This window comes from Staphylococcus sp. T93, assembly GCF_016743875.1.
Classification (GTDB): Bacteria; Bacillota; Bacilli; order Staphylococcales; family Staphylococcaceae; genus Staphylococcus; species Staphylococcus aureus.
In genome coordinates this window covers 2585800-2611345 of record NZ_CP068247.1, presented here as the reverse complement: position 1 = coordinate 2611345, position 25546 = coordinate 2585800, and the positions used below count along the sequence as shown (strand labels likewise).

Sequence of the window (25546 nt, the reverse complement as noted above, 5' to 3'; positions counted from 1 at the left end):
TATAAACATTTGAATATTTCATACAACTTATTAAAATAGTGATTATTCAACTTTTATGTTATCAAACAAAACTAACTTATTCAATTTAATACATGTAATTCATTTTAACTTTATTATTAAATGTTCTAACGTTATTTTTTATATTAGTAATTATATTTATTTATCCTCGCTTGGATTAAAGTAGATACTATCTGTGAAGTAAATATTTTCTTCCTTGTTTTCAATAAAGGTAAATTCAATATTTTTATATCCGACTGATGAACCTTTTAAATTACCTGAGCCTTTCAATAATAATTTGGGCGCTTTTTGCGTCGGGATATTATATCGCTTCCTTAATTGTTCAACATTGTAATCACTGTTTTTCAATTGATATTTTGCAGAGTAAATTGGTACTTCTGGGTTATATGACACTTCGTCCTCTTTATAGTTTTCCAATTCTTTGAAATTCCCGTATTGTACAAAGAAGTTAAATTCTTCGATTTCTTTTTTTACTTTTTCGTCATCGATTGGTTTTAATGGAATCATTTTATTATTTTCCATTTTCACAGGATATCTTTTTGTATGATTGTGTGTCATTCCATCGCTATCTTCAACAACTTCTCTAACAATATAATGCCCTTTAGCCGTTCTAGTATTTCTGTTAATTTCTAAAACTGCTCCTCTAGATTCCAGATTTTCTCCTTTTAATTGGATTTTCATTTCAGATCTAATTAGCCAAGTACCTTTATCATCTTTTTTAAATTCGCCATCTCGATATCCTTCTTTGTCGTATAAATCCTCGAGATTCTTAATAGGGTAGATATCTAACGTTTTCGCAAAGCTCTTTTTGATTTGTTCTTCTTTTGAATCTCCAATGATCTTATTATCACCATCACAAGATGTAACAAAGATGATTAAAATCAACAAACTAATGCACAATCCAATCCTTTTTATAGACTTCATTGTTACACACCATCCTCATCATTCATCATCTTCATCTACCTTCGCCGGCTGGAAATTCAAAGAATCTATTACTGACAAATCGCTTTTTCCACCTTTTGAAAAGTCAATTTCCAACTTTTTATAACCCACAGAACTTCCTTTCAAATTACCATCAATATGCATTTTTAATACCGGTGCTTTATCAGTAGGAATATTATAACGACTTCTTAATTGCTTAACATTTTCATCTTTATTGCTCATTTTAAATTTTGCGTCATAACTTGGAACATTCTCATTAATTGAGACATCACCATTGTTGTAGTTTTTCAATTCTTTAAGGTTTGCATATTGTCCAAAAAATTTAAAGTTTTCTATTCTCTTTTTTAGATTTGTATCTTCTACTTTATCTAATAAGATAATTTTATTATTTTTCATTTCAACTTTATAATTTTTTCTATCTGGGAATTTGCCCTTATTATAGAATGTCTTAACAAAATAATGTCCCTTTGCAGTCCGTGTATTTCTATCTAAGTATAAGACCATACCTTCATTACTCAATCCACCTTGTTTATTACTTTTGGCGAAATCTGTATATATCGTCCACATCCCTTTATCACCCTTTTTAAATTCGCCATCTCGGTATCCTTCTTTGTCGTATAAGTCCTCGAGATTCTTAATTGGATACATATCTAATGTTTTCGCAAAGCTCTTTTTGATTTGTTCTTCCTTTGAATCTTCTTTTGTTTCATTACCTTTGCCACAACCTGCTATCGCAAATATTAAAATCATAACGCTTATGTACAATGCAAACCTTTTTAAATATCCCATCGCTTCACGTCTCTCTGTTTTATACTTCATTTATATTCTCTTTTCATATAAATAATTAATTATTTTGTATATTTCTCTTTTACGTTACCAAAATATACATATACAATCAATTTAATTTCTTAATTAAACTTGTACTTATTATTATATTGCGTCATTTTTTTATTATTGTTTCATTTGATTTAAACCCTTTTTGAAATCAAGGTTTTATTAGGAAAAATCCTCAAGCATCGTATTAAAGATTAATTGCATTTAAACAATATTTGTCACTTTAACTATTTATTAAAAATTATTAAATCGACTTAATAAACGTAATTTTCTTAATATTCAGTGTTATGATGGAGTTACAATTTTTAGAGGAGTGATAGATATGAAATTTAAAAAGGTTTTAGTAGCTACGGCAATGGTAGGTGTTTTAGCAACTGGCGTTGTTGGATATGGTAATCAAGCAGATGCGAAAGTTTATTCTCAAAATGGACTCGTACTACATGATGATGCAAACTTCTTAGAACATGAATTAAGTTATATTGATGTGTTATTAGATAAGAATGCTGACCAAGCTACAAAAGACAACTTAAGATCATACTTCGCCGATAAAGGACTACATTCAATCAAAGACATTATCAACAAAGCTAAACAAGACGGCTTTGATGTTTCAAAATATGAACACGTAAAATAAATTCAATAATGCTTTGTAACAAAGCACAAAAAAACAGCTCAATGACGTAGAAGTCAGTGATTAACTCACTAATTTCATTACATCATTAAGCTGTTTTATTTAATTATTTTTCTAATTTTGGTGCCTTACGTTCAACTTTCTTTTCACCTAATGGATAAAACCAGGTAATCGGGAATCCGTTAGTATCGTAGCCGACAATTTTATCACCATGTAATTTATGATATGCAGGTGTGTTTTCCATTCTTTCATCAAACTCACGATCTGCTTTTTCTTCAGGAGATTCATAAATATCTATGTTTTTAGAAACAAAATTTCCACTTAATAATTCACCTGTAATAGGATCAACTACTGTGAAGTTTAGTGTTTCTCCATTTTGTAATCTAAATCCAGCATGATCTACATCAAAGCTGAATTCACCTTTTTCATCGACTTGCAAATCAGGGAATTCTTGACCTTCACCTAGTTCAGAGTCTACCTTCACAACTGCATTTGCGAATTTAGTCTTACCTTTAATTACTTTAGTACCTTCTTTATCAAGAATACCTTTACCTTTTTCTGTATGATATAAGCTTCCGTAAATTTCATCTACATGTAAATCTTCTTTAACATCTTTCAATACTTTTACTTTTTCCACTTTAGTATGGTCATATTTAGTTTCTGCTTTATCAATATCTTCTAAACTCGTTACCTTAGTTTTGAAAATTAATGACTTCAATGCCTCATCTTCGTCATCAGGTGCAAATGTTAATGAGATCTCATCATTTTTCTTTAACTCTAAATCATCGAAACGTTTCGTTTTGAAGTCAAAATTAAAGTATCCTTTGTCATCAATAGGCATCCAGATTCCTTCTGATCCAGATTTCGCTTCTTCTTTATTTGGACCACCATTAGCATTTGTCTCAAAGTTAATAAATTTATTATTAATAGATAGAGCAACTTTACCTTTTACAGAGGTATGGCCTTTAATAATACCTGAACCTTCAGTAATAGGTTCGATAAAAACTTGGTGATGTCCATCTTTTTCTTTTAGCTGTTCTTTCGGTATTTCATACGCTTTTTCATATCGCGGTGTTGTATATGTAGCTTTAGCTTCTGTACTTTCTTCCTCAGCACCAACTTCTTCAGTTGAAGTTTCTTCTACTTCTTCATCTTCTTCATCGTCACCTAAATAGGGATCTGATGAAGACACTTCAATTTCTTGATTATGAACAATTTTGCGACCATTTAAGTCATACTTAAAATTCCCATCTTTATCAGACATAACAAAGCTGCTGTCAGAATCTTCAACTGAGCTCACATCTTTTTTATCAATAGTTAATAGTATAAATTGATTTGGTAAAGTTGTTCCTTGTATAGAAGTATCACCTGGTTTAATATCATTCAATTTGACAAAATTAGCCGGTACTTTTGATGTTTCATTAGTATTATTTTGAGGCTGAACAGCTTGATTTACATTATTCTGTTTTTCCTGATTGTCTACATTTATATTAGAGATTAAAGCGTTTTGATTTTCAGATGCTTCTGCTTGTCCGTTTGTCATAATATATAACATTGTAATTGCAACAGATACTAAACCGACTTTCATTTTACGTAACTTAAAATTTTCCCTCATGATATGCTCCCTCGAATAATTTTATAAATTCACTTCAATTTTTTCTATATTTCTGCCATCAATAACATCACCCATACGGTGTGTTTGTAACTTTTTATTCAATTCAAATGTGTAGAACCCACCATCTTTCATAGTAATTCGAATTTTACTGTCTTTAGGTTCTGTCTTATAAAGGTTATGTTTATCAATTAAATGCTTTCTTAATTTAAAATCAAGTTCTTTTAATGAAATTTCTTCTTTATTAATTGTATATGTAGATGATGTTGACGTTGATGTAACACTATCGATGTTTTTAGTAATTATTAAATTTACATCTTTTACTTTATCAATATAATTTGAACCGTTTGTTTTAGTAATACCACCAATTGAAGCTGTATTACCAGATCTATCAGAATTTTCTCTTACAACAAATATATCTACATTAGAAATATCTTCACCAAAATTTTGCTTTTCATTCCCAGTTAAAGTTACATCTATAAGTTGATAATTAGGAGTAAACGTCACTTTTCCTTCCTCTTTATATCCTGACTGATTTGTATACTCAAAGAACGGTCTATTATAATATTCACTCAAGTCTTGAGTAGCTTGTGATCTAACCTCTAATGTACTTGCTTTTACTGGCTGAGCAGTAGTTGTAATCATCCCTGTTGTTAAAATCCCTAGTGCTAAACTTGCTTTAGCAATATTTTTTAATTTCATAATTCTATGCTCCCAATTTTTAGTCTATTTGATTTATTCTATTACGCAATACGAACAATCCTCATTCATTATAATGAGCAATGGTCGTGCTTCACATTAAACTTACTTTAACTAAAAATTAATCATTATTAAGTAATTTAATAAATAGTTAACTAATATCATTCAATTCCTATCGATCTACTCTCTTTTATTTACGAATAACACTTTATCTCAACTTAATCTTTATTTAACTACTTATTCTGTACACAATTTCGACACAAAAAAGACACTGCGCTTTCACAGTGCCTAAATTTAATGTTCGTTTTTAATTCACTTTACTTTTACAACTTTTATGTTAAATTATACAAATTTTATTCTTATGCAATCTATGTATTTATCAAAGTTATAAGAACATTTTTTGTAAAAAGGATTGTTTCTCTTTTTCTAATATTTCAATTTTCATTTTCTGTTTACTTATCAATATATCCATTTTTTTAAAGAAATCACCTATCTTTTCTTGTTCCTCCAATACAGGTATATCTATATTTATATTTTTTAATTGTTTATATTTTAAGTTCCATGTATCTGATGTTAATCCTTGTGAATTAATTTTAAATTTATGAATCATTCTATGTGTTTTAAACTTATATCCAATAAATAATGAGCTAGTATTTTGTGTTGGATAAAGCACAGTATATGCAGGGCTAACAATCCCATTATAATTTGATTTACCACTAGCCCCTTGCCACATTCTCATAGAATTATATGCAATATCATTTTTCCTAACTACTTTATAATTACTTTTATCTTTACTTGAATTATCTTTTCTATCCAATTCACTAAATTTTATAATGCCACTATTTATAGTTACTGAAAGCATTTGCCCTTTGTCAGAACGTTCGTTTCTCTCTTTTAAATATTTTTCTATTTTGCTATTTTCCCAATCTGGATAATCTTCACCATTCTCATCTTTGAATCGCAGTTCCTGTGAGAAAATTTTCTGCATATAGCCTTTTTTCTGTTGTTGAAGTAATTCAAGCTTTTGTTCTTCTAATTCAATTTGTCGGTCGAGTTTGCTGAAGAACTTGCCTATTTTTTGCTGTTCTTCTAAACTTGGATATTTAATTAGAATAGTAAAAAAATCATTCACAGAAACATTTAATAATCCGTGATTTCTTGCACCCTCAACTGCAATTCCAGAAACTTCTCTATACCAGTGTGTCGAATCAAAATATGCTTCCATGAAGTCTTTAGACATTTCACTTTTAATAGAAAAACAAATATACAAAGAGGACAATACACCACTATCATATCTAGTTAATCTTTTAATAGCCCCTAATGGGTATCCATTAGAATAACTTTTGTTATACGCGAATTCTCCATTCTTTATTAGTGTATAATTTTCTAGATTTTTCGACGAAACTGATTTACTAAAATATTCTGTTTGATCAATTAAACCTAACTGTCCGGATATTGTTAAAGGCTTTTTCGATTCTAAGTTTTTATTTTTCCTAATTACTCTATCTGTAAGATCCCCTAACTGCTTCTCTTCCCATTCGCCTTCAAACCCTGGGAACCTCAATTCTGGCACATTTTTCTTTTGTGTATTACTCATCTTTCAACACCCCAAGTTCTTTCAGGTATGCATTGATTTCTTGCTCAATTTCTGCGATTTCTTTATCGATATTTTTCAAATCTTGTTGGACTTGATCTAAATCAATCGGTGCTTCTTCTTCGAATGTATCGACATATCTCGGTATATTTAGGTTGTAATCGTTATCGGCAATCTCTTGTAGTGTCGCGCTGTAGCTATATTTATCAATTGTTTCCTTACGCTTATATGTGTCTATAATACGTTCGACTTGGGCATCGCTTAAATGATTTTGATTTTTTCCTTTTTCAAAATCATTGGATGCATCGATAAATAGTACGTTGTCGTCTTGTTGGCGACATTTTTTAAATACTAAAATACATGTTGGAATACTTGTCCCATAGAAAATATTCGCTGGCAAACCAATCACAGCTTCTAAGTAGTTCTTTTCTTCAATTAAATAACGACGAATGACACCTTCTGCAGCACCTCGGAATAATACACCATGTGGGAGTACAACGGCCATGGTACCTTCATCGTCTAGGTAATGTACCATGTGTTGAATAAAGGCAAAGTCTGCTTTAGACTTAGGCGCAAGTTTGCCGTAACCACTGAATCGTTCGTCATTTTCAAACTTTGAATCTGCAGTCCATTTCGCACTATACGGTGGGTTCGCAATAACCGCATCAAATGTATTGCCTAAAAAGGCTGGGTTTTCCAATGTGTCATCATTACGGATATCGAAGTTCTCATAACGCACATCATGTAATAACATATTCATGCGTGCTAAGTTGTATGTAGTATTGTTACGTTCTTGACCGAAATAACGATACACTTGTGTTTCTTTACCAACACGTAACAACAGTGAACCTGAACCACATGTTGGGTCATACACGTGACGTAATTTATCTTTACCGTCTGTGACAATCTTCGCCAGTATCTTAGATACTTGTTGTGGTGTATAGAACTCGCCTGCTTTTTTACCCGCTGTCGCCGCAAAGCGCCCAATTAGGAATTCATATGCATCACCTAACATATCAATTTCCATGTCACTGTGAACGAATGGTAAGTCGTCAAGATTAACCATGACTTTAGAGATTAAAGCAGTACGTTCTTTGACATTGTTACCTAGTCGCGTTGAACTCAAATCCATATCGCTGAACAGACCGATAAAGTCATTTTCACTTTCTTCACCTAATGTTGATGTTTCAACTTTACGAATTGCCGTCGCCAGGTGTTCGATATCGAAATCTTGCGTTTCAATTTCACGAATCATCGCACTGAATAAATCTTCTGGCTCAATGAAGTAACCGACTTGGTCAATTAATTCTGCTTTTAAGTCTTCACGGTATTCTTCGTCTGCCCATGCTTCTTGATACGTGATGTCTTCACCTGACAAGGCATCTGCATATTCTTGTTCCGCTTTTTCAGATAAGAAGCGATAGAAAATCAAGCCTAAAATGTAATTACGGAATTCACTCGCATCCATATTCCCTCTTAAATCATTCGCAATCGACCATAATTTTTTATGTAATTCAGCTTGTTGCTGACGTTGTTTTTCAGTAATAGACATGTGATTCCTCCGCCTTTGAATAAGTAATTTATCTCTTTGTGTAATAGATTTATTATAACATTTGGTTATGTTGCGATGTGGAGAATTTTGATGTTGGTGGTGGAAATTTTACCTTTATGGAGATTGGGATAGGATTCATGACACACAAACCAAAACGGCTTAACGACGATATCGATTGATGCATCCTTTTTGTATAAGCTATGCGCACCAATTTACATTTCACCGTTAAGCCGCTTCAATTACTTTTAATTATTCGTAATGATTTACTTTAAGTTAACTTCAATATCTTTAATTTGTTTGCTTTCTATGACTTCCCCCATATATTTAAATTTTAATTTAGATCTTAAATCAAGGTTATAAAAACTGCCATCTTTCAAGCTAATTTTGACCCTACCATCTTTTGAGATTGTTTTATAAAGTCCGTATTTTTCAATTAGATGCTTTCTCAACTTATAATCCAGTTCTTTTAGTGTTATTTTTTCTTTTTTAATGTAATAAGGGTAACCTTTCACAAAAGCATCTTCACCCTTTTCTTTTGAAATATTTAATATTGGTGCACTGACAACTCCAGATGTTTTATTATTCTGTATTACACCACCAACAGTATAAAATATATCGTGCTTATCTCTTTTTTCTTGAACAAAGAAAACATCTAACCCCTCATAACTACGCTGTTGAAATTTACTTTTATCATTTCCAGGCAGTAAAACTTGAATCTTAATACCTCTAAACTTAAAACGTAAGTTGTTTTTACCATGTTTCAAAGCACTAATATTTTTCATTTCCATAGTCTTTCCAGTGTAGTATCGGTATAATGCTTCCTTGTCATGTTTATTTACTGACTTTTGATTTTGTTTTGCATGACCTGAATGAACTTCTGTTGTTAAAGTTCCTGTTGTTAAAATTCCTAAAGCTAATGTCGCTTTTGCTAATGCTGTAAATTTCATATTTATTTGCTCCAATCTTAATATATTGGATTGTTTTCATTACGTAATTTGAATCATACATTTTTATTATAACGTGCATCGTTTCATACGATAATTAACCTCGATTTAAATATACTTGAATTATTCTTAATGAAAAACAAATATATTTTAATGTTCAGGTTAAATGACTTTCATTATTTCATTTAGTTGTTTTACCGGATTATCGTTTACTACAACTGATGATGTTACTCTGTTCTGCTCTTTGAATTACAAAAACAACTTAACAACAGTAATGTATTTAACACAGTTCCTTATATAAGGACACAAATGCCAATTCACATTTTGTCGTTAAGCCGCTTCTTAAGCTATTATGCTATTAACTCGAACTAATTCAAATTCACTTCAATATTTTTAATTTGCTTACTATCCATTACATCAAACATACGTTCAAAACTTAATTTTTCACTTAAATCAATTTCATGCTTCTTTTCGTCTTTCATATTGATAACAATTCTACCTTTATCAGACGTTCCTTTATACAATCTATATTTTTCGATTAAGAGTTTTCTTATTTTAAAGTCCAGTTCCTTCAATGATACTTCTTCCTTTTGAATAAAAAACAACTCGTTTATCGAAAAGCCATTTTTAGCATCAACTTTTTTAACTTGTAGACTTGGATTACTTACAAATCCAAACACTGATCTCACATTTTTCTTTGTTATACCGCCAACGCTATATATGCCACCTTTTATATCTATTAATTCAGGTACTGCAAAGACATCAAGGCCATGTGTTTTTTCTTTATATTTATTTTTATCGTCACCAAGTAAAAATACTTTAAAAGCTTTATTTCGTTGTTTAAAGTTTAAAACGTTAGAGCCATAGTAATCTTCACTTTTAACACTAATGTTTGTTGGTTCAAAACTTTCTTCAGAATAGTATTGATGTAGCATATTGATATAATATTTGCGTTGTGTCTCATCAAGTTCTACTTTCGCGTGACCAGTTTGACTTTCTGCTGTAAACACACCTGTAGTTAATATTCCTAATGCTAATGTTGCTTTAGCTATCGTTGTTAATTTCATATTTTTTTGCTCCAATCTTAATGTATTGGATTGTTATTATTACGTAATTTGAACTATCTGTCTTTATTATAAGGTGCATCAAAACAGACTGACATTAACGCTCATTTAAATAAACTTGAATCATTATTAATGAAAATCAAACGTATTTTAACATTCGTATTAACTGATTTTTAATAGCAACATAAATATTTTTTTGGTGAATCATTGTTCTTTCCGATTAGTTTTAAATCTTAAGCTATTGGTTATAAAGTGTACAAAAAAGCAGCTTAATAACGTAGTCAATGTTCGATATGTTTTTATTATAAAAACACGTATCAAAATCATTAAACATGGGATTATTAAACCGCTTCTTAAGCTTTCATTCTATATATATCATTGATTATTTCAAATTCACTTCGATGTTTTTAATTTGTTCACTATTAATGACATCTGCCATACGCTCGAAATCTAATTTATCACTTAAATCAATTTCATACTTATTTTCATCTTTCATATTAATAACAATTCTACCTTTATCAGCTGACCCTTCATACAGTTTGTATTTTTTAATCAACAGTTTTCTTATTTTAAAATCAAGTTCCTTCAATGACACTTCTTCCTTTTGAATAAAGAAAAATTCATCAATAGAAAAACCGTCTTTATCGTCTATTTTTTTAACTAGTAAGTTCGGCGTTCTTAGAGACTCAAATATTGATTTTACGTTTTTCTTTGTTACACCACTAACACTAAATATTCTTCCATCTAAATCTACTAATTCTGGTACCGCAAAGACATCTAAACCATGTGTTTTTTCTTTGTATTTATTTTCATCTTTTCCCAATAAAAACACTTGGAACTTTTGATTTTGTTGGTTAAAAAGCAAAACGTTAGAGTCATAATAACCTTGACTTTGGCCACTAACATTTGTTAACTCATAACTAGGTCCTGAATAGTATTGATGTAACTTGTTTGTATCATATAAACGGTTCATTTTTTCATACTTTCCTTTTGCATTAACCGATTGATTTTCTGTTATCATTACACTTGTTGTTAATATTCCTAATATAAATATCGCTTTAGCTATCACTGTAAATTTCATATTCATGTGCTCCAATCTTAATATATTGGATTGCTTTTATTACGTAATTTGAATAATACACCTTTATTATAAAGGGCATTGAGACAGACTGACATTAACACTCGTTTAATTAAACTTAAATCATTGTTAATGAAGAGCTAATTAATATTCAATGGGCATCACTTTCAAGAGCAATGTAAATTTTTAGTATGCTCACTCATAACCTGCGTTATAAAACGTAAAAAAAAGCCTAACGACAAGGTTGTTTTAAATACGCTCCTTAATGTAAGGTGTACGTATCTATTCAACATTTCATCGTTAAGCTGCTTCAAATTTATTACTTTAGAGTCATTGATTACTTACTTTAAATTTGTTTCAAAGTCACTTCAATCTTATTAATATCCTTACTATTCAACACATCACCCATGCGCTCGAATTGCAATTTATCACCTAAATCAATTTCTTGCTTTTCTCCATCTTTCAAATTGATAGTGATCTTACCGTATTTAGTCGTACCTTTATATAAACCATAATTTTTAACTAAATGTTGTCTAATTTTGAAATCAAGTTCTTTCAGTGAAACTTCTTCTTTATTAATTGAAAATGAGTCAATTGATGCATCTAAATTTCCGCCATACACTTTATTAACAAATAAATGTGTATTAGTTTCAGAAGATTTGTTATTTTTCTTAGTCACACCACCAACAGTAGATAATCTACCGTTTGGATCAATTAATTCTTTTACCACAAAGACATCTTTGCCTTCAATGCCTTCTTTATATTTCTCTTTATCTTTACCTAATAAGAATAATTGGTGATTTTGATTTTCTTGGTTAAAGCGTACAACGTTAGAACCGTTATAATTTTCAACCTTACCACTAATATTACTGAATTCAAAACTTTCTGATGAGTAGTATCGATGTAAGTCTTTAATATCATATAAATGTTGTACTCTCTCTTGCTTTTCTTTTGCTTGAACTGCTTGGCCTTCTGATGTAATCACACCAGTAGTTAATAAGCCTAATGCCAATGTTGCTTTAGCTAACGTTTTTAATTTCACAGTACTATTCTCCCAATCTATTTATAAATTTGTCTTAATATATTTTTATATGATTAATTCAATTACGTAATACGAACAATCTACTATCATTATATAAGTGAGATACTGCGCTATGAATTAACCTCTTTTTAACTATTTTTGAACCAACGTTAAGTTAGTTAATGAAATCCTAACAGTATTAATTATTTTTTATAACACAATACTAATTTTTTAACTATTCACACTTTCCCTCAATTTAATTATGTTTTCCACATTGTTTCATGTCACGAAAAGGACAACGCGCGACTATAAGTATCAACCGTTTTTCCAAAAACTTGATCATAAACCCGCTCCTTTTTTCATCATAACAAAATAAAAAAGAAGCTAAGCAATATGTTATCGCTTAACTTCCCTACAATTACTAGTCTGCTTGTCCAAAGATTATTTATATTCTAGCTCAACATTAATTTCTTTGATTTTGGTACCATCTATCGTGTCACCCATGCGATGCGGTTGTAGTTTTTTTGTAAGTTCGAAAGTATAAAACTTATCATCTTCCATTTTAACTACAATTTTACCTTTTCTATTATTAACAGCACCATATAATTTTTCTTCTTCCATCAATTTTTTTCTTAATTTAAAGTCCAACTCTTTTAACGAGATTTCTTCTTTAGTAATTTTAAATTTACTATCTTTAGACTTTTCCGATGATTCATCAATTTTTCTTGTTACTTTAACATCGACTTCTTTACTAAATTCTTTACTATTTGTCTTACTTAAACCACCAATTGAATATTGTCTTCCATTAACAGTTTCCTCCTCGATGACTAAAAATGCATCTTGCTTATCATGCTCACCTTGAGGGTATTTTTCAATATCTTTACCAAGCAAGCCAACAAAATAATCTTTTCGATCCTTCCAAACATATACTCCTTTATCTGTCACTTTCTGTCTATACAAACCATCAAGATTTTTTAACTCTATACTTGGCTTGCTATAGTAGTATTTTAACGATTTATAATTGTGTTGACCTTGAGTTGATTCTGCCGCTTTTACTGTTTGACTTTCTGTTGTTATTACACCAGTAGCTAACAATCCCAATACTAATGTTGCTTTAGCTAACGTTTTTAATTTCATAGTACTATTCTCCCAATCTATTTATAAATTTTGTCTTAATATATTTTTATATGATTATTTCAATTACGTAATACGAACAATCTACTATCATTATATAAGCGTAATACTAAGCTATGAATTAACCTCTTTTTAACTATTTTTGAACCAATGTTAAGCTAATTAATGGAATCCTAACAGCGTTAATCTATTTTTTAAACTTAACGCAGCTTTTTTAACTATTCACACTTTCCCTCAATTTAACTATGTTTTCCACATTGTTTCATGTCACGAAAAGGACAACGCGCGACTATAAGTATCAACTATTTCCACAAGTTTTATTGGTGTTTTTATTATTCATCGATACGCTTCATTTTCATCTCTCCAACACAAAAAAGAAGCTAAGCAACTTATGTTGCCTAACTCCTCTATACTATCCATATTTTACTATTATCCATATTTCATTGAATTATCTAATGTTGGCTTCTATTTTTTCAATATTTCTACCGTCAATGACGTCACTCATGCGATTTGTTTGTAATTTTTTATTAAGTTCAAACGTATAATAGCCGCCATCTTTCATTATCACTTTTATCTTACTATCTTTAGGAAACTTTTTATACAGATCAAAATTTTGAATTAAATACTGTCTCAATTTAAAGTCGAGTTCTTTAAGTGAAATCTCTTCTTTATAAATGTAGTGTACTCTACCGTACGTAGCAATACCGTCACCTTCATCTCTCTTGATTTGAAATCTTGGTGCGTTTATATAATCATAATAAGCGTCTTGATTTTTCTTAGTGACACCACCATATGAAAACACTGTGCCATTACGGTTTTCCGCTTCTTTAACAACAAATATGTCTAATCCCGGATTTTTACGTGCTTTAAATCTTTCAATATCTTTACCAAATATCTGTACTCTTGTGAATTTTCTATTTTTATCAAAGATAAGGTAATGCTTGCCACCTTTGCTATAACGATAACCAGTAACATTTTTAAGTTCCTTACTTGCGCCACTATAGTAATCTCTTAAGTCAAAGATATCTTTTGTCACATTTTCATATTTTGCTTTATGTTCACTCGCATTTACAGTTTGATGCAATGACGTTATTGTTCCTGTTGCTAAAATACCTAATGCTAAACTTGCTTTCGCAATTGCTGTCATTTTCATAGTTGTATGCTCCATTCGTAATTATTAGATTTGTTCGCTTACGTCTATTGAATCATACAGCTTTATTATAGTTAGCGTATTTGACCTTTCACATTAAACCATGTTTAATAATCATTGAATCATTATTAAGTAAATTAAGGAATCTATAATGTTCGTTAAATAAAACTGATCCCGTTGTGCTTCACACCCGATAGATAGGGATTTACAGATAAATTCAGGTCTCTTCCACGTCATATTTGGACCCATCGAAAATTTGGGTTCTCAAATCATCGAACATAACAAAAGAAGCTAAGCAACATGTAGGCCGTTGTCACTTAACTTCTTGTTTTTCCGATGACAGCTTCTATTTAGAGAATGTCATGATTATTTTATATTCACTTCAATGTTATCAATATTAGTGCCATCTATGACATCTGCCATGCGATTTTCTTGTAATTTTTTGTGCAATTCAAACGTGTACTTTCCACCGTTTTTCATTTTAATAACAATTTTACCTGAACCAACGTTACCGTACAGATTATTTTTTTCAATAAGTTGTTTTCTCAATTTAAAATCAAGTTCTTTCAAGGAAATCTGTTCTTTAGTAATCTTGAATTCTGAAACATCATGAGAGATTGTACCTTTATTATCTTCCTTAGTAATTCTTACTCCTGCTTTGTGATCAACTTTTTTACTATTACTCTTTGTGATACCACCGACAGAATATTTTTCCAGATTGTAATTATTTTCTTCTAAAACGACAAATACATCGACATTCCTATGTACTCCTTCACCATATTTTTTATCATCTTTACCAACTAAAGCAATTTTATATATGAAATAATCTGGGACAACATTCATAAATCTTATTGTCGTCCATTTTTTTAAAATAATACCAATCTCATTTTTAAATTCTAAACTTGGTTTCGTATAATACGCTCTTAAATCTTTAAATTTAGGATTTATTTCTGTTGGTACTTGTTTTGTGGTTGGCGATTGTGGTGTGTCTGATTTAGTAGATTGCATTGGTTGTGGCGTGTTTGTTGATGGAGGTGTTGTCACTTTAGTTGAAGGCGGTGTTGTCGCATTTGCTGTTTGTTGCGGTGCTTCTACTTTAGTTGAGGGCGGTGTTGTCGCGTTTGGTTTTGATTGCGGTGCTTCTATTTTAGTTGAGGGCGGTGTTGATTGTGGTGCTTCCACTTTAGTGGAAGATAGTGTTGTCGCGTTTGCTGCTTGCGTTGTCGTTGTGATTACACCTGTTGTTAAAAGGCCTAGTGCTAAACTTGTTTTAGCAATCGTTGTTATTTTCATAGTTGTATGCTCCATTCGTAATTATTAGATTTGTTCGATTACATTCATTGAATCATACAGCTTTATTATAGATGGCGTATTGCTCCATTCACATTAAACCTTGTTTAACTATATTTGAATCATCGTTAAGTAAATTAAGAAATCCATAATGTTCGTTAAATAAAAATGATTTTGATGTGATTCAACACTTGGCACATTTGAAGTTTCGTCACTTTTAAGACATAGAAATGCCACTTTTACAAACAAATGAATATTCGTCTTTTTACATCATTACGCATAATAAAAGAAGCTAAGCAACATGTAAACCGTTGTCACTTAACTTCTTGTTTTTCCGATGACAGCTTCTATTTAGAGAATGTCATGATTATTTTATATTCACTTCAATGTTATCAATATTAGTGCCATCTATGACGTCTGCCATACGATGCTCTTGCAGTTTTTTGTGTAATTCAAACGTATATTTCCCACCGTTTTTCATTTTAATAACGATTGTTCCTGAACCCATGTTACCGTAAAGATTATGTTTTTCAATAAGTTGTTTTCTCAATTTAAAATCAAGCTCTTTCAAGGAAATCTCTTCCTTAGTAATCATGTATTCTGAAACATCGCGTGAAATCATACCTTGATTATCTTTTTTAGTAATGCTTAATTCTACTTTGTGATTAACTTTTTTACTATTAGTCTTCGTGATGCCACCGACAGAATATTTTTTCAATTGATATTTATTGTCTTCTAAAACGATAAATACATCGATATTATCGTAAGGTCCATCTTTATATTTTTTCTCATCTTTTCCAACTAAAGCTATTTTATAGATGAACCTATTTGGAATAACATTCATAAACCTAACCGTCGTCCATGGTTTGAGCATAAATCCAAACTGCTTTTCAAATTCAAAACTCGGTTTTGTATAATACGCTCTTAAATCTTCATATTTAGGAGTCATATCTGTTTGTGCTTGTTTTATGGTTGGAGATTGTGGTGTGTCTGATTTAGTAGATTGCATTGGTTGTGGCGTGTTTGTTGATGGAGGTGTTGTCACTTTAGTTTTCGGCGTTGTGGATTCGGTTGTCGTTTGTGATTGTTCTTGTTTAGGCGCTGGCGTTGCTGATATATTAAGCGTTTTCTGCTCTTCTTGTTTAGGTTGTGATATTTTTTCTATTTTGGAAGCTGAGGTTTTTTCCTCATTAGTATTTGGTGCCTTTTCGAGTTTAGGCGTGCGTTCTTGTCTTGTGTTAGCTGCTTGTGTTGTCGCTGAATTTGCACCTGCTGTTATGTTTATCATTGCTAATCGCTCTGCTTTAAGCGTTGGTACTTTGTCAACTTTAGTTGATTGTATTTTTTCTGCTTTGACCGATTGCGTCGTTACTGTAATTGCGCCTGTTGTTAAAAGCCCTAGTGCTAAACTGGTTTTAGCAATTGTTCTCATTTTCATAATTGTATGCTCCAATCTATATTATATTCGATTGTCTTTTTACGTAATTTGAATCATACAACATCATTATAGATGGCGTTCTAAGATAATCACATTAAACCCCTTTTAACAATTATTGAAGTATTATTAAGTAATTTAAGCAAAAAATAATGAGTGAGTATGAGATTAATATAGCGTTTCTATGTGCCTTTGAAATAATTTTTAAGCATTAAAAAGAAGTTAAGCAACGTTTGATCGTCACTTAACCTCTCTATTTCAATTTCAACTTATTTCGTCATCAAGTATATGTGTTATGCTTTTATAACTTTGATTTCAATTCTATCAATATCTGTGACATTGATAACATCGGACATACGGTCTTCTTGTAACTTTTTATCCAATTCAAATGTATACTTTCCATAGTATTTCTTTTTGACTGTAATTTTTCCTGTACTCATTTCACCGTAAAGACCATAATTATCAATAAGGTATTTTCTTAATTTAAAATCAATCTCTTTCAATGACATCGCTTCTTTATCTATTTTAAATGGGAAAAAGTCATAATCATATTCACCAGTATGATCTTCTTTAATAACTCTTGCTTCTGCTATTAGGTCGACAGCTTTATCGTTTGCACTCGTGATACCCCCAATAGAGTACTTTGCACCTTCAAATCTCTTATCCTCATTAACGTAAAATATATTAAGATTACGATGTACACCCGTATGATAATGTTGCTTATCTTTGCCAATTAAAGCAATATTATTAACAGAATTACCATCTATGATATTCATAAATTTAATACTTGGTTGAATGAAACTGATATAACCTGTCACATTTTTATATTCAATACTAGGTTGATTATAATAAGCTTTTAATTTTTTGCTATTTTCACTTATTACAATAGGTTTCTTTTCGGCATGAACTGGTTTTTCCGTTGTAGTGTTTACACCTGTTGCTAATATTCCTAATAACAAACTTATTTTTGCAATATTTTTCATTTTCATAGTTGTATGCTCCAATCTATTATAATTAGATTGTTTTATTACGTAATTTGAATCATACACCCATATTATAGGAGCTGTATTCGGATATTCACATTAACCTGTTTTTAACTATTCATAAAATATGATTAAGCTATTTAAGCAAAAGATAATGCGTGGTGCGACTGTTTGTGTGAGTTTTGTAACTTTTCCCCTCAAAAAAAGAAGCTAAGCAACAGTACGTCGCTTAACTTCCATATATTTCCATAACAAGCACTATTCAACATAGCGCTTTGTTGTTAGAAAGTATTATTTCATTTCTACTAGAATTTTATTAATCTTAGTGCCGTCGATTGACTCACCCATACGTTCTTTTTCAAGTTTTTGACTTAAATCGATTGTATGTGTTGTGCCATCATTCATTGTAATTGTAATTTGACCTTGTTTAAGACCATTTGAATACAAGCCGTGTTGTTTAATCGCACGTTCTCTTAATCTATAATCAAGTTCTTTTAATGAGATGTCTTCTTTTGAAATGTAGTAAAAATCTTTAAGTACATCTTCATTATCTTTCTTGATTTCTAAAATTGACGTATTGATATAATCAATATACTGCACACTATTTGATTTTGTAACGCCACCAATTGAGTAATTTGTTGCTTGTCTACTGTCACCTTCTCTAAGGATAAACACATCTATATTTGAGTTTTCTCCGTCTTTAAATTTATCTTTATCAGATCCAAGTAAAGTGATTCGAGAATGCTGTTGCCCTACTGTGACTTCTAAATAGTGTTTACCCTCATCAGTATATTTAAATCCAGTCACATTTTTACGCTCTAAAATTGGTTTATTATAATAGTGTTTTAACTCTGATTCACTTTGTTGTTTAACTTCTGCTTTCGCTTGTACTGATTGTACATTCGATGTAATTACACCTGTTGCTAACATTCCCAATGCTAAACTTGCTTTTGCTATCGCTTTAAATTTCATAATTTTTAGCCCCAATCTATTTAAATTTGATTTTTCAATTACGTAATATGAACAATCTACCTACATTATATTGAGGCGCTATCCCCTTTCAAATTAAACCTCATTTAACTAAACTTGAATCATTGTTAAGGTAATTAATAAAATGCTAACTGTTATTAATCAATTCTTATCCGTCGAGACTCTTTTTTATACAAATCACACTTTATACCATTTTTATTTTAAAAACTGTAAAACTTTCAGACACAAAACAGACATCATATTGTCGTAGTACCTGATTAAAATTTTCAATGATATTAGTGATACACATCAACTAAAACGCGTCATTACGGCATTTTCAACATTAATAATATTTACGTATTTACTATACACGTCGACAATAAATACAGATTAGAATTTTTTATAAAATCAAATGTTTTGAAAACCATCAAATAAGTATTATGTTATGTATATAAAGATTAGGAGATGAAGTGAATGAATATTATGTTAACAGGTGCTACAGGTCATTTAGGCACACATATTACAAATCAAGCCATTGCAAATCACATAGATCATTTTCACATTGGTGTTAGAAATGTTGAGAAAGTTCCAGAAGATTGGCGCGGAAAAGTTCCTGTTCGACAATTAGATTATTTTAATCAAGAAAGCATGGTAGAAGCATTTAAAGGAATGGATACCGTTGTGTTTATTCCAAGTATTATCCATCCATCATTCAAACGTATTCCTGAAGTGGAAAATTTAGTATATGCGGCAAAGCAGAGCGGCGTTGCTCATATCATTTTCATAGGTTATTACGCAGATCAGCATAATAATCCATTCCATATGAGTCCTTATTTTGGTTATGCAGCACGTCTATTGGCAACAAGTGGCATTGACTATACGTATGTAAGAATGGCAATGTACATGGATCCACTTAAACCATATTTACCAGAATTGATGAATATGCATAAACTGATTTATCCAGCTGGCGATGGTCGTATTAATTATATTACTAGAAATGATATTGCTAGAGGTGTCATTGCTATTATTAAAAATCCAGATACTTGGGGCAAACGCTACTTATTATCAGGCTACAGTTATGATATGAAAGAACTTGCTGCAATTTTATCTGAGGCATCAGGCACAGAAATTAAATATGAGCCCGTTTCATTAGAGACATTTGCAGAAATGTATGATGAACCTAAAGGCTTTGGTGCATTATTGGCATCAATGTACGACGCAGGAGCAAGAGGACTATTAGACCAAGAATCCAATGATTTCCAACAATTAGTCAATGATCAACCACAGACACTGCAATCATTTTTACAAGAAAATATTTAATAATAAAGGAGCGTTATAGTGAATATCATCTCAACAATTTTAATCATATTTGTGGCATTAGAGTTTTTCTATATTATGTACCTTGAAACGATTGCTACAACTTCCAAAAAGACTAGCGAGACATTTAATATAAGCGTCGATAAATTGAAAGACAAAAATATTAACCTACTTTTGAAGAACCAAGGCGTATATAACGGTTTAATCGGAGTTTTGCTAATATACGGTTTGTTTATCAGCAGTAATCCAAAAGAAATATGCGCAGCTATTTTAGTGTATATCATTGGCGTTGCTATTTATGGTGGCCTTTCAAGCAATATTAGTATCTTTTTCAAACAAGGCACATTGCCAGTATTGGCACTCATATCAATGCTTTGGTAAGTATTGGTGTTTGGGGGGGTGGAGATGTAGTCGGAGGTTTGGAGGATTTGAGCGAATTGTGTGTGGACTTTAGACTCAGAGTATTTCATCCTAATTATTTCAAGCAGAGGTGACAGTAGCGTTGCCTCTGTTTCCTTATAAAAAAATTATTTAATGAAGAAAACCCATATCTGATTTAATTTTCAGCTGATAAATACTCCATATATTAGAATGGCTACTTTATCTATTGCATCAATCCTTTAAAACAAAAAACCCATGATTTCGAAATTCCCGTATGATGGGGTTCCTACTCTCATGGATCAGTTAAATAAATATTATCACTATCAGTTTATTATTTCAATATTATTAACAATATATGTAGTCGTAAAAGGAAAGAGGACATGAGAACTTCGGTGTTGATTGGCATTACATAACGCTTCCAAACATATTATTTGGTAACAATAAGAAACTATTTACACAATATATTTTGTATAGTAAAATTATTTTATAATATTTAAATCCAATTGCACAAGGAGTGATTATCATGGTACCAGAAGAAAAAGGTTCTATTACTTTGTCAAAAGAAGCAGCTATCATATTTGCAATCGCAAAATTCAAACCATTTAAGAACAGAATTAAAAATAACCCACAAAAAACAAATCCATTTCTTAAATTACATGAAAACAAAAAATCTTAATCACTTTATTTATAGCATTTCTAATCTCAGAAATGCTATAAAGGACAACGCCCTCTTTCATAACTATATAAGTCAAGAAACCAAGACATTTCAAACATCTTTAAACCCTTCAATAGCACATTCCCTAAAACATAAAGCAATAACAATGAACGATCAAAATTCCTTACGTACTTATGATGTGTCAGTGAATCGTCTACACTTAATTGAACAAATTCTATGAGAATAGATATTGTTAAATTAAGAAAGTAGTCAATTTTATTATGACAAAAGAAAGAAGAACATTTAGTTCAGAGTTTAAGTTACAAATGGTTAGATTATATAAAAATGGTAAGCTTAAGAATGAAATTATACGAAAGTATGATTTAAAACCCTCAATTATCTCAAATTCGATAAAACAACACCAAAATACTGGACCCTTCAATCATCAAGATAATTTAAAAAGTGATGAAAAAGAGTTAATAAAATTACGCAAAGAAGTTCAACATTTAAAAATGGAACATGATGTTTTAAAGCAAATTTTAAAGTTGATTTAGAAACTGAACTTTTTAAAGATACATTACTTGAAGATTCTAATTTATCTGATTATATAAAGAACCAACTTCCAACGATATGGAGAGACTAAGAAATAGTTTAAATTTATTTAATTTCAATAAAAACTCATAATAATATTTAAGTAAGTTAGATTGCTTTTAGCATTAGGAATTCGCTTATAATTAGATGTTCAATATAGACTTTTTTACACATACATGAACTATAAAAAGCGAATAAATAGCAGGTCATTGCGAAATTTGCTAAATACAAAATTGATGAGTTCCACCTAATAAAAATTGTTGGTTTTATAGTAACATCTATTTTCGTACCATTCATGTTAATTTCAGTGCTAATAATGCTGATATAAAGAAGAATAAATTGATTAGGAGAACACTATTTAATGTCTAAAAATATCAATCAAGCAAATAGTAAATTAAATACGTCAAACAAAAAACTAAAACAAGCTTATTCAAAATCCGACAGTAAAAACATGAAAGTTATATACATGCCTCATTGGCTAGAGTTTTATTCAATTGCTATACATAGCGATGTTACAAGCAATAAAAAAAGATATTATAAATCATATAGTAGAGGAACAGTGGTATATGTAAAACTAGGGAGTAATATTGGAAGTGAGTTTTCTGGTAATCATTTTTGTGTAATATTAGATAACAAAGACAATAAAGGAAAAGAAACAGTTACAATAGTTCCACTTTCTTCCAAAGGTAATAAAAATTATTTGAAGTTAAACGAATCGGTGCTAAATCTAACAGCAACAGATTTAAAAAAACAGATTATCGATATCAGTAGTAAAGTACAAGCATTAGCCCAAAAATATAGAGAAATTGACATTAAACTTAGCACAGAAGATAAAAAGCTTTTGTCTAACTTAAATCAAAAAGCTAATGAACTGTATAGAGTGATAGGTGTTTATTCCAAGCACAAAGGGAAAGATACATACGTTAATATATCAGCAATTACAACAATAAGCAAAAGACGTATAAGCAAAATAAATGATTCTGATCCTACTGGAACGATAATAATTTCAGAAGATGACATGAATGAAATCGAAAAGCAATTAAAGATAAAGTTCTTTTCTAATTGAATTGTAATATTACATCTGATATAATTGATTTACAAATTCCCGGTAACCATTCCGGCTTCATTCTCTTGAAGAATGACATATTCTCAGCGTTTTAGCTGAAGGTCAGATGATACGTCATCTGGCCTCTTTTTTTATATAAATGCCCTTTAAGTGAAATATACAACAATCTGCAATCAATATTAGACATCACAAAACACACAATAAATTACACAATGTGTTATAAGCCACATGTCACTATTATCGCAGCTAGCTGCGTCACTCAAAACGAATACGGAACGCGTTGGTTATTTCAATCATAATATTACTCTGCAAATACACAGCCCTGTAACCGAGTAAATGGATAGAGATTTGAACAAATGAAAACAATCAACTAATGGAAAGGATAAAATATTATGCACAACAATAATGAATTCAACAAAAAACTGAAAGATTTTATAGGTAGCGATAAACGGATGGCTTTAGTAAAGGGTTATGTTAACGAGTATAAATTAACAACTGTTTTAAGAGCTTTAAATAATTCCGATTACACAAAAGGGACGATACACACTCGTTCAATAGGCAACCTAAAACAAATAGTAGATAATCGAATTATTCCTAAAAATATAACTCAAAACACAATCTTCAAATTGAGTAATTTAACCTTAGAGGTTAACCTCTATGAAAGAAACACAATTTATCACGGAGACTTTGCTATTTACTATCCTGTAGAATCTGCTCTAATAATAGAAACAGATACTCCTAGGCTAATTAATCATATAAATAACAACCCAGTCCAAAAAATATTTATAATAACAACAAATGACTGGAGCTTTAATACACTTGAATTAGAAAAAATAGTAGACGAAACTATAATTTATGATTTAAAACAAGAAGATCCTAAACAATATGAAATTTTATATAAAAATAAACACGGAAAATTGCCTTATTGATGAATTAAAACGCAAACTTAGAACACCTTACCCCTTTTCCGTCCTTATTGTAATTTTCCAACTACTCAAATTAAAAACCACCCGTGCAAACAGGTGGTTTTATTATATATAATTATTCCCACTCAATTGTGCTTGGTGGTTTTGATGTAATGTCATAGACTACGCGGTTGACGTGATCTACTTCGTTTACGATACGACTAGAAATCTTTTGTAAGACTTCCCAATCGATGCGTGCGAAGTCACTTGTCATACCGTCGATAGATGTTACTGCACGAATACCTACTGTGTGATCATACGTACGGTAGTCTCCCATAACACCTACTGATTGAATGTTTGGTAACACTGTGAAGTATTGCCAAATTTCTCTTTCAAGACCTTCTTCTCTAATCACTTGGCGTAAAATCGCGTCTGATTCTCTAACGATTTCTAGTTTATCTTCAGTAATTTCTCCAAGTACACGAATACCAAGACCAGGTCCTGGGAATGGTTGTCTCCATACTAAATGTTCTGGAATACCTAACTCAATACCTAATTTACGTACTTCATCTTTAAACAATGTATTGATTGGTTCGATTAATTCGAATTCCATGTCTTCTGGTAATCCACCAACATTGTGGTGTGATTTGATTGTTTGTGCTGTTTTAGTACCTGATTCGATGACGTCTGTATATAGTGTTCCTTGCGCAAGGAAGTCTACACCTTTCAGTTTTGATGCTTCATCATCAAATACGTATACAAATTCATTACCAATGATTTTACGTTTTTGTTCAGGATCTGAAACACCTTTTAATTTATTCATAAAGCGATCTTTCGCATTAACACGAATAATATTCATGTTGAAACCTTCACCGAATTGCTCCATAACCATGTCGCCTTCACCTTTACGAAGTAAGCCATGGTCTACAAAGATACATGTTAGTTGATCACCTATTGCTTTATGCAATAGTACAGCTACAACAGATGAATCTACGCCGCCACTCATCGCACATAATACACGACGGTCTCCTACGCGTTGACGAATCTTTTCAATTTCGATTTCGATAAAGTTTTCCATTGTCCATTGACCTCTACAATCACAAACACGACGGACAAAATTATTTAATAAATCATTACCATATTCTGTATGACGTACTTCTGGATGGAATTGAACACCATAAATGCGACGTTTCTTATCTTCGATTGCTGCATAGTCTGTGCTTGGGCTATCAGCGATAACTTCAAAGCCTTCTGGAATTTCAATAACTTTATCAGAATGACTCATCCAAACAGTTTGTTCTGCTGGTAAGCCAGCGAATAACTCATCTGACTTCGCATTAATGATTGCTTTACCGTATTCACGTTCATTGGCACGTTCAACTTTACCACCTAATAATTTAGTAGTTAATTGCATGCCGTAACAAATACCAAGTACTGGAATTCCTAAATTATATATTTCCGGATCAATTGTAAATGAACCTTCTTCATAAACTGAATTTGGACCACCTGATAAGATAATACCTTTTGGATTCATTTTCTTAATTTCTTCAATTGAAATTTCATGATCGTGTAATTCACTATAAACGCCCATTTCACGAATTCGGCGTGTAATTAATTGGTTGTATTGGCTACCAAAGTCTAAGACAAGGATTAACTCTTGTTCTTTTGCCATTTCCATATTTGT

At 30.9% G+C, this 25546-nt stretch carries 26 protein-coding genes; 8 read left to right on the top strand and 18 right to left on the bottom strand.

What is annotated here, in order from left to right:
• Positions 1-156: 156 nt before the first annotated feature.
• Both lpl9 and JG553_RS12780 read right to left on the bottom strand, forming a co-directional pair.
• A complete protein-coding gene (lpl9, locus tag JG553_RS12785) occupies positions 157-942 on the bottom strand; it encodes a tandem-type lipoprotein Lpl9 (protein ID WP_000835976.1) in 786 nt (261 codons plus the stop codon).
• Positions 943-960: 18 nt separating this feature from the next.
• Entirely contained in the window at positions 961-1749 is a 789-nt protein-coding gene (locus JG553_RS12780; RefSeq protein WP_014362535.1) for a tandem-type lipoprotein, read from the bottom strand.
• Between the two features lie 367 nt (positions 1750-2116).
• Here JG553_RS12780 and spn point away from each other — a divergent pair, with 367 nt between their 5' ends.
• Positions 2117-2425: a myeloperoxidase inhibitor SPIN gene (spn, locus tag JG553_RS12775; protein ID WP_000669519.1), complete on the top strand. Its 309-nt coding sequence runs from the start codon at positions 2117-2119 to the stop codon at positions 2423-2425.
• A 103-nt stretch (positions 2426-2528) separates the two neighbouring features.
• Here spn and JG553_RS12770 read toward each other — a convergent pair whose 3' ends face one another.
• The 4 genes from JG553_RS12770 to JG553_RS12755 form a co-directional block, all read right to left on the bottom strand.
• Complete coding sequence (locus tag JG553_RS12770) at positions 2529-4037, bottom strand: FKLRK protein (RefSeq protein ID WP_001208912.1); 1509 nt, start codon at positions 4035-4037, stop codon at positions 2529-2531.
• 21 nt (positions 4038-4058) lie between these two features.
• Entirely contained in the window at positions 4059-4736 is a 678-nt protein-coding gene (locus JG553_RS12765) for a superantigen-like protein SSL11 (protein WP_000769163.1), read from the bottom strand.
• 382 nt (positions 4737-5118) lie between these two features.
• Positions 5119-6330 (bottom strand): restriction endonuclease subunit S, encoded by a 1212-nt coding sequence (locus tag JG553_RS12760; RefSeq protein ID WP_000072584.1) that lies wholly within the window; start codon positions 6328-6330, stop codon positions 5119-5121.
• A complete protein-coding gene (locus JG553_RS12755) occupies positions 6323-7879 on the bottom strand; it encodes a type I restriction-modification system subunit M (protein ID WP_000028628.1) in 1557 nt (518 codons plus the stop codon). The genes JG553_RS12760 and JG553_RS12755 overlap by 8 nt, the downstream gene beginning before the upstream one ends.
• A gap of 77 nt (positions 7880-7956) precedes the next feature.
• Between JG553_RS12755 and JG553_RS12750 the strand changes: the two genes are divergently transcribed.
• Positions 7957-8058: a hypothetical protein gene (locus tag JG553_RS12750; protein WP_010956543.1), complete on the top strand. Its 102-nt coding sequence runs from the start codon at positions 7957-7959 to the stop codon at positions 8056-8058.
• A gap of 84 nt (positions 8059-8142) precedes the next feature.
• Here the strand turns inward: JG553_RS12750 and JG553_RS12745 are convergent, their stop codons facing one another.
• The 11 genes from JG553_RS12745 to JG553_RS12695 form a co-directional block, all read right to left on the bottom strand.
• Positions 8143-8826 carry a superantigen-like protein SSL10 gene (locus tag JG553_RS12745; protein WP_000673051.1) on the bottom strand — a complete coding sequence of 228 codons (684 nt, stop codon included), beginning with the start codon at positions 8824-8826 and terminating at the stop codon, positions 8143-8145.
• 365 nt (positions 8827-9191) lie between these two features.
• Positions 9192-9890 (bottom strand): superantigen-like protein SSL9, encoded by a 699-nt coding sequence (locus tag JG553_RS12740; protein WP_000779446.1) that lies wholly within the window; start codon positions 9888-9890, stop codon positions 9192-9194.
• Positions 9891-10269: 379 nt separating this feature from the next.
• Positions 10270-10968, bottom strand: coding sequence for a superantigen-like protein SSL8 (locus JG553_RS12735; protein ID WP_000673479.1), 699 nt, complete (start codon positions 10966-10968; stop codon positions 10270-10272).
• Between the two features lie 343 nt (positions 10969-11311).
• Positions 11312-12007 (bottom strand): superantigen-like protein SSL7, encoded by a 696-nt coding sequence (locus tag JG553_RS12730; protein WP_000769836.1) that lies wholly within the window; start codon positions 12005-12007, stop codon positions 11312-11314.
• 420 nt (positions 12008-12427) lie between these two features.
• On the bottom strand, positions 12428-13123 hold the full coding sequence (locus JG553_RS12725) for a superantigen-like protein SSL6 (RefSeq protein ID WP_000769845.1): 696 nt from the start codon (positions 13121-13123) through the stop codon (positions 12428-12430).
• A gap of 445 nt (positions 13124-13568) precedes the next feature.
• Complete coding sequence (locus JG553_RS12720) at positions 13569-14273, bottom strand: superantigen-like protein SSL5 (protein ID WP_000784244.1); 705 nt, start codon at positions 14271-14273, stop codon at positions 13569-13571.
• A gap of 363 nt (positions 14274-14636) precedes the next feature.
• Positions 14637-15563, bottom strand: a complete 927-nt coding sequence (locus tag JG553_RS12715; RefSeq protein ID WP_000705627.1) for a superantigen-like protein SSL4 — start codon at positions 15561-15563, stop codon at positions 14637-14639.
• A 108-nt stretch (positions 15564-15671) separates the two neighbouring features.
• The gene (locus JG553_RS12710) at positions 15672-15809 is read right to left on the bottom strand and encodes a hypothetical protein (RefSeq protein ID WP_001791691.1); all 138 of its coding nucleotides are present in this window, start codon (positions 15807-15809) and stop codon (positions 15672-15674) included.
• A 118-nt stretch (positions 15810-15927) separates the two neighbouring features.
• Positions 15928-16998: a superantigen-like protein SSL3 gene (locus JG553_RS12705; protein ID WP_000784023.1), complete on the bottom strand. Its 1071-nt coding sequence runs from the start codon at positions 16996-16998 to the stop codon at positions 15928-15930.
• Positions 16999-17288: 290 nt separating this feature from the next.
• A complete protein-coding gene (locus JG553_RS12700; protein WP_000782618.1) occupies positions 17289-17984 on the bottom strand; it encodes a superantigen-like protein SSL2 in 696 nt (231 codons plus the stop codon).
• 285 nt (positions 17985-18269) lie between these two features.
• Entirely contained in the window at positions 18270-18950 is a 681-nt protein-coding gene (locus tag JG553_RS12695; protein ID WP_000669007.1) for a superantigen-like protein SSL1, read from the bottom strand.
• 471 nt (positions 18951-19421) lie between these two features.
• On the opposite strand from JG553_RS12695, the gene JG553_RS12690 reads away from it, so the two are divergent.
• From JG553_RS12690 to JG553_RS12665, 6 genes are all read left to right on the top strand, one after another.
• Positions 19422-20267 (top strand): SDR family oxidoreductase, encoded by an 846-nt coding sequence (locus tag JG553_RS12690; RefSeq protein ID WP_001024377.1) that lies wholly within the window; start codon positions 19422-19424, stop codon positions 20265-20267.
• Positions 20268-20285: 18 nt separating this feature from the next.
• A complete protein-coding gene (locus JG553_RS12685; protein ID WP_001021622.1) occupies positions 20286-20645 on the top strand; it encodes a DUF1304 domain-containing protein in 360 nt (119 codons plus the stop codon).
• 523 nt (positions 20646-21168) lie between these two features.
• On the top strand, positions 21169-21321 hold the full coding sequence (locus JG553_RS12680; RefSeq protein ID WP_000248839.1) for a hypothetical protein: 153 nt from the start codon (positions 21169-21171) through the stop codon (positions 21319-21321).
• Positions 21322-21581: 260 nt separating this feature from the next.
• A complete protein-coding gene (locus JG553_RS12675) occupies positions 21582-21854 on the top strand; it encodes a transposase (RefSeq protein ID WP_000159787.1) in 273 nt (90 codons plus the stop codon).
• 398 nt (positions 21855-22252) lie between these two features.
• The gene (locus JG553_RS12670; protein ID WP_000041883.1) at positions 22253-22957 is read left to right on the top strand and encodes a type II toxin-antitoxin system PemK/MazF family toxin; all 705 of its coding nucleotides are present in this window, start codon (positions 22253-22255) and stop codon (positions 22955-22957) included.
• Positions 22958-23349: 392 nt separating this feature from the next.
• Complete coding sequence (locus JG553_RS12665) at positions 23350-23886, top strand: hypothetical protein (RefSeq protein ID WP_000551776.1); 537 nt, start codon at positions 23350-23352, stop codon at positions 23884-23886.
• Positions 23887-23998: 112 nt separating this feature from the next.
• On the opposite strand, the gene guaA is transcribed toward JG553_RS12665, so the two are convergent.
• Positions 23999-25540 carry a glutamine-hydrolyzing GMP synthase gene (guaA, locus tag JG553_RS12660; RefSeq protein ID WP_000424966.1) on the bottom strand — a complete coding sequence of 514 codons (1542 nt, stop codon included), beginning with the start codon at positions 25538-25540 and terminating at the stop codon, positions 23999-24001.
• Positions 25541-25546: the final 6 nt, after the last annotated feature.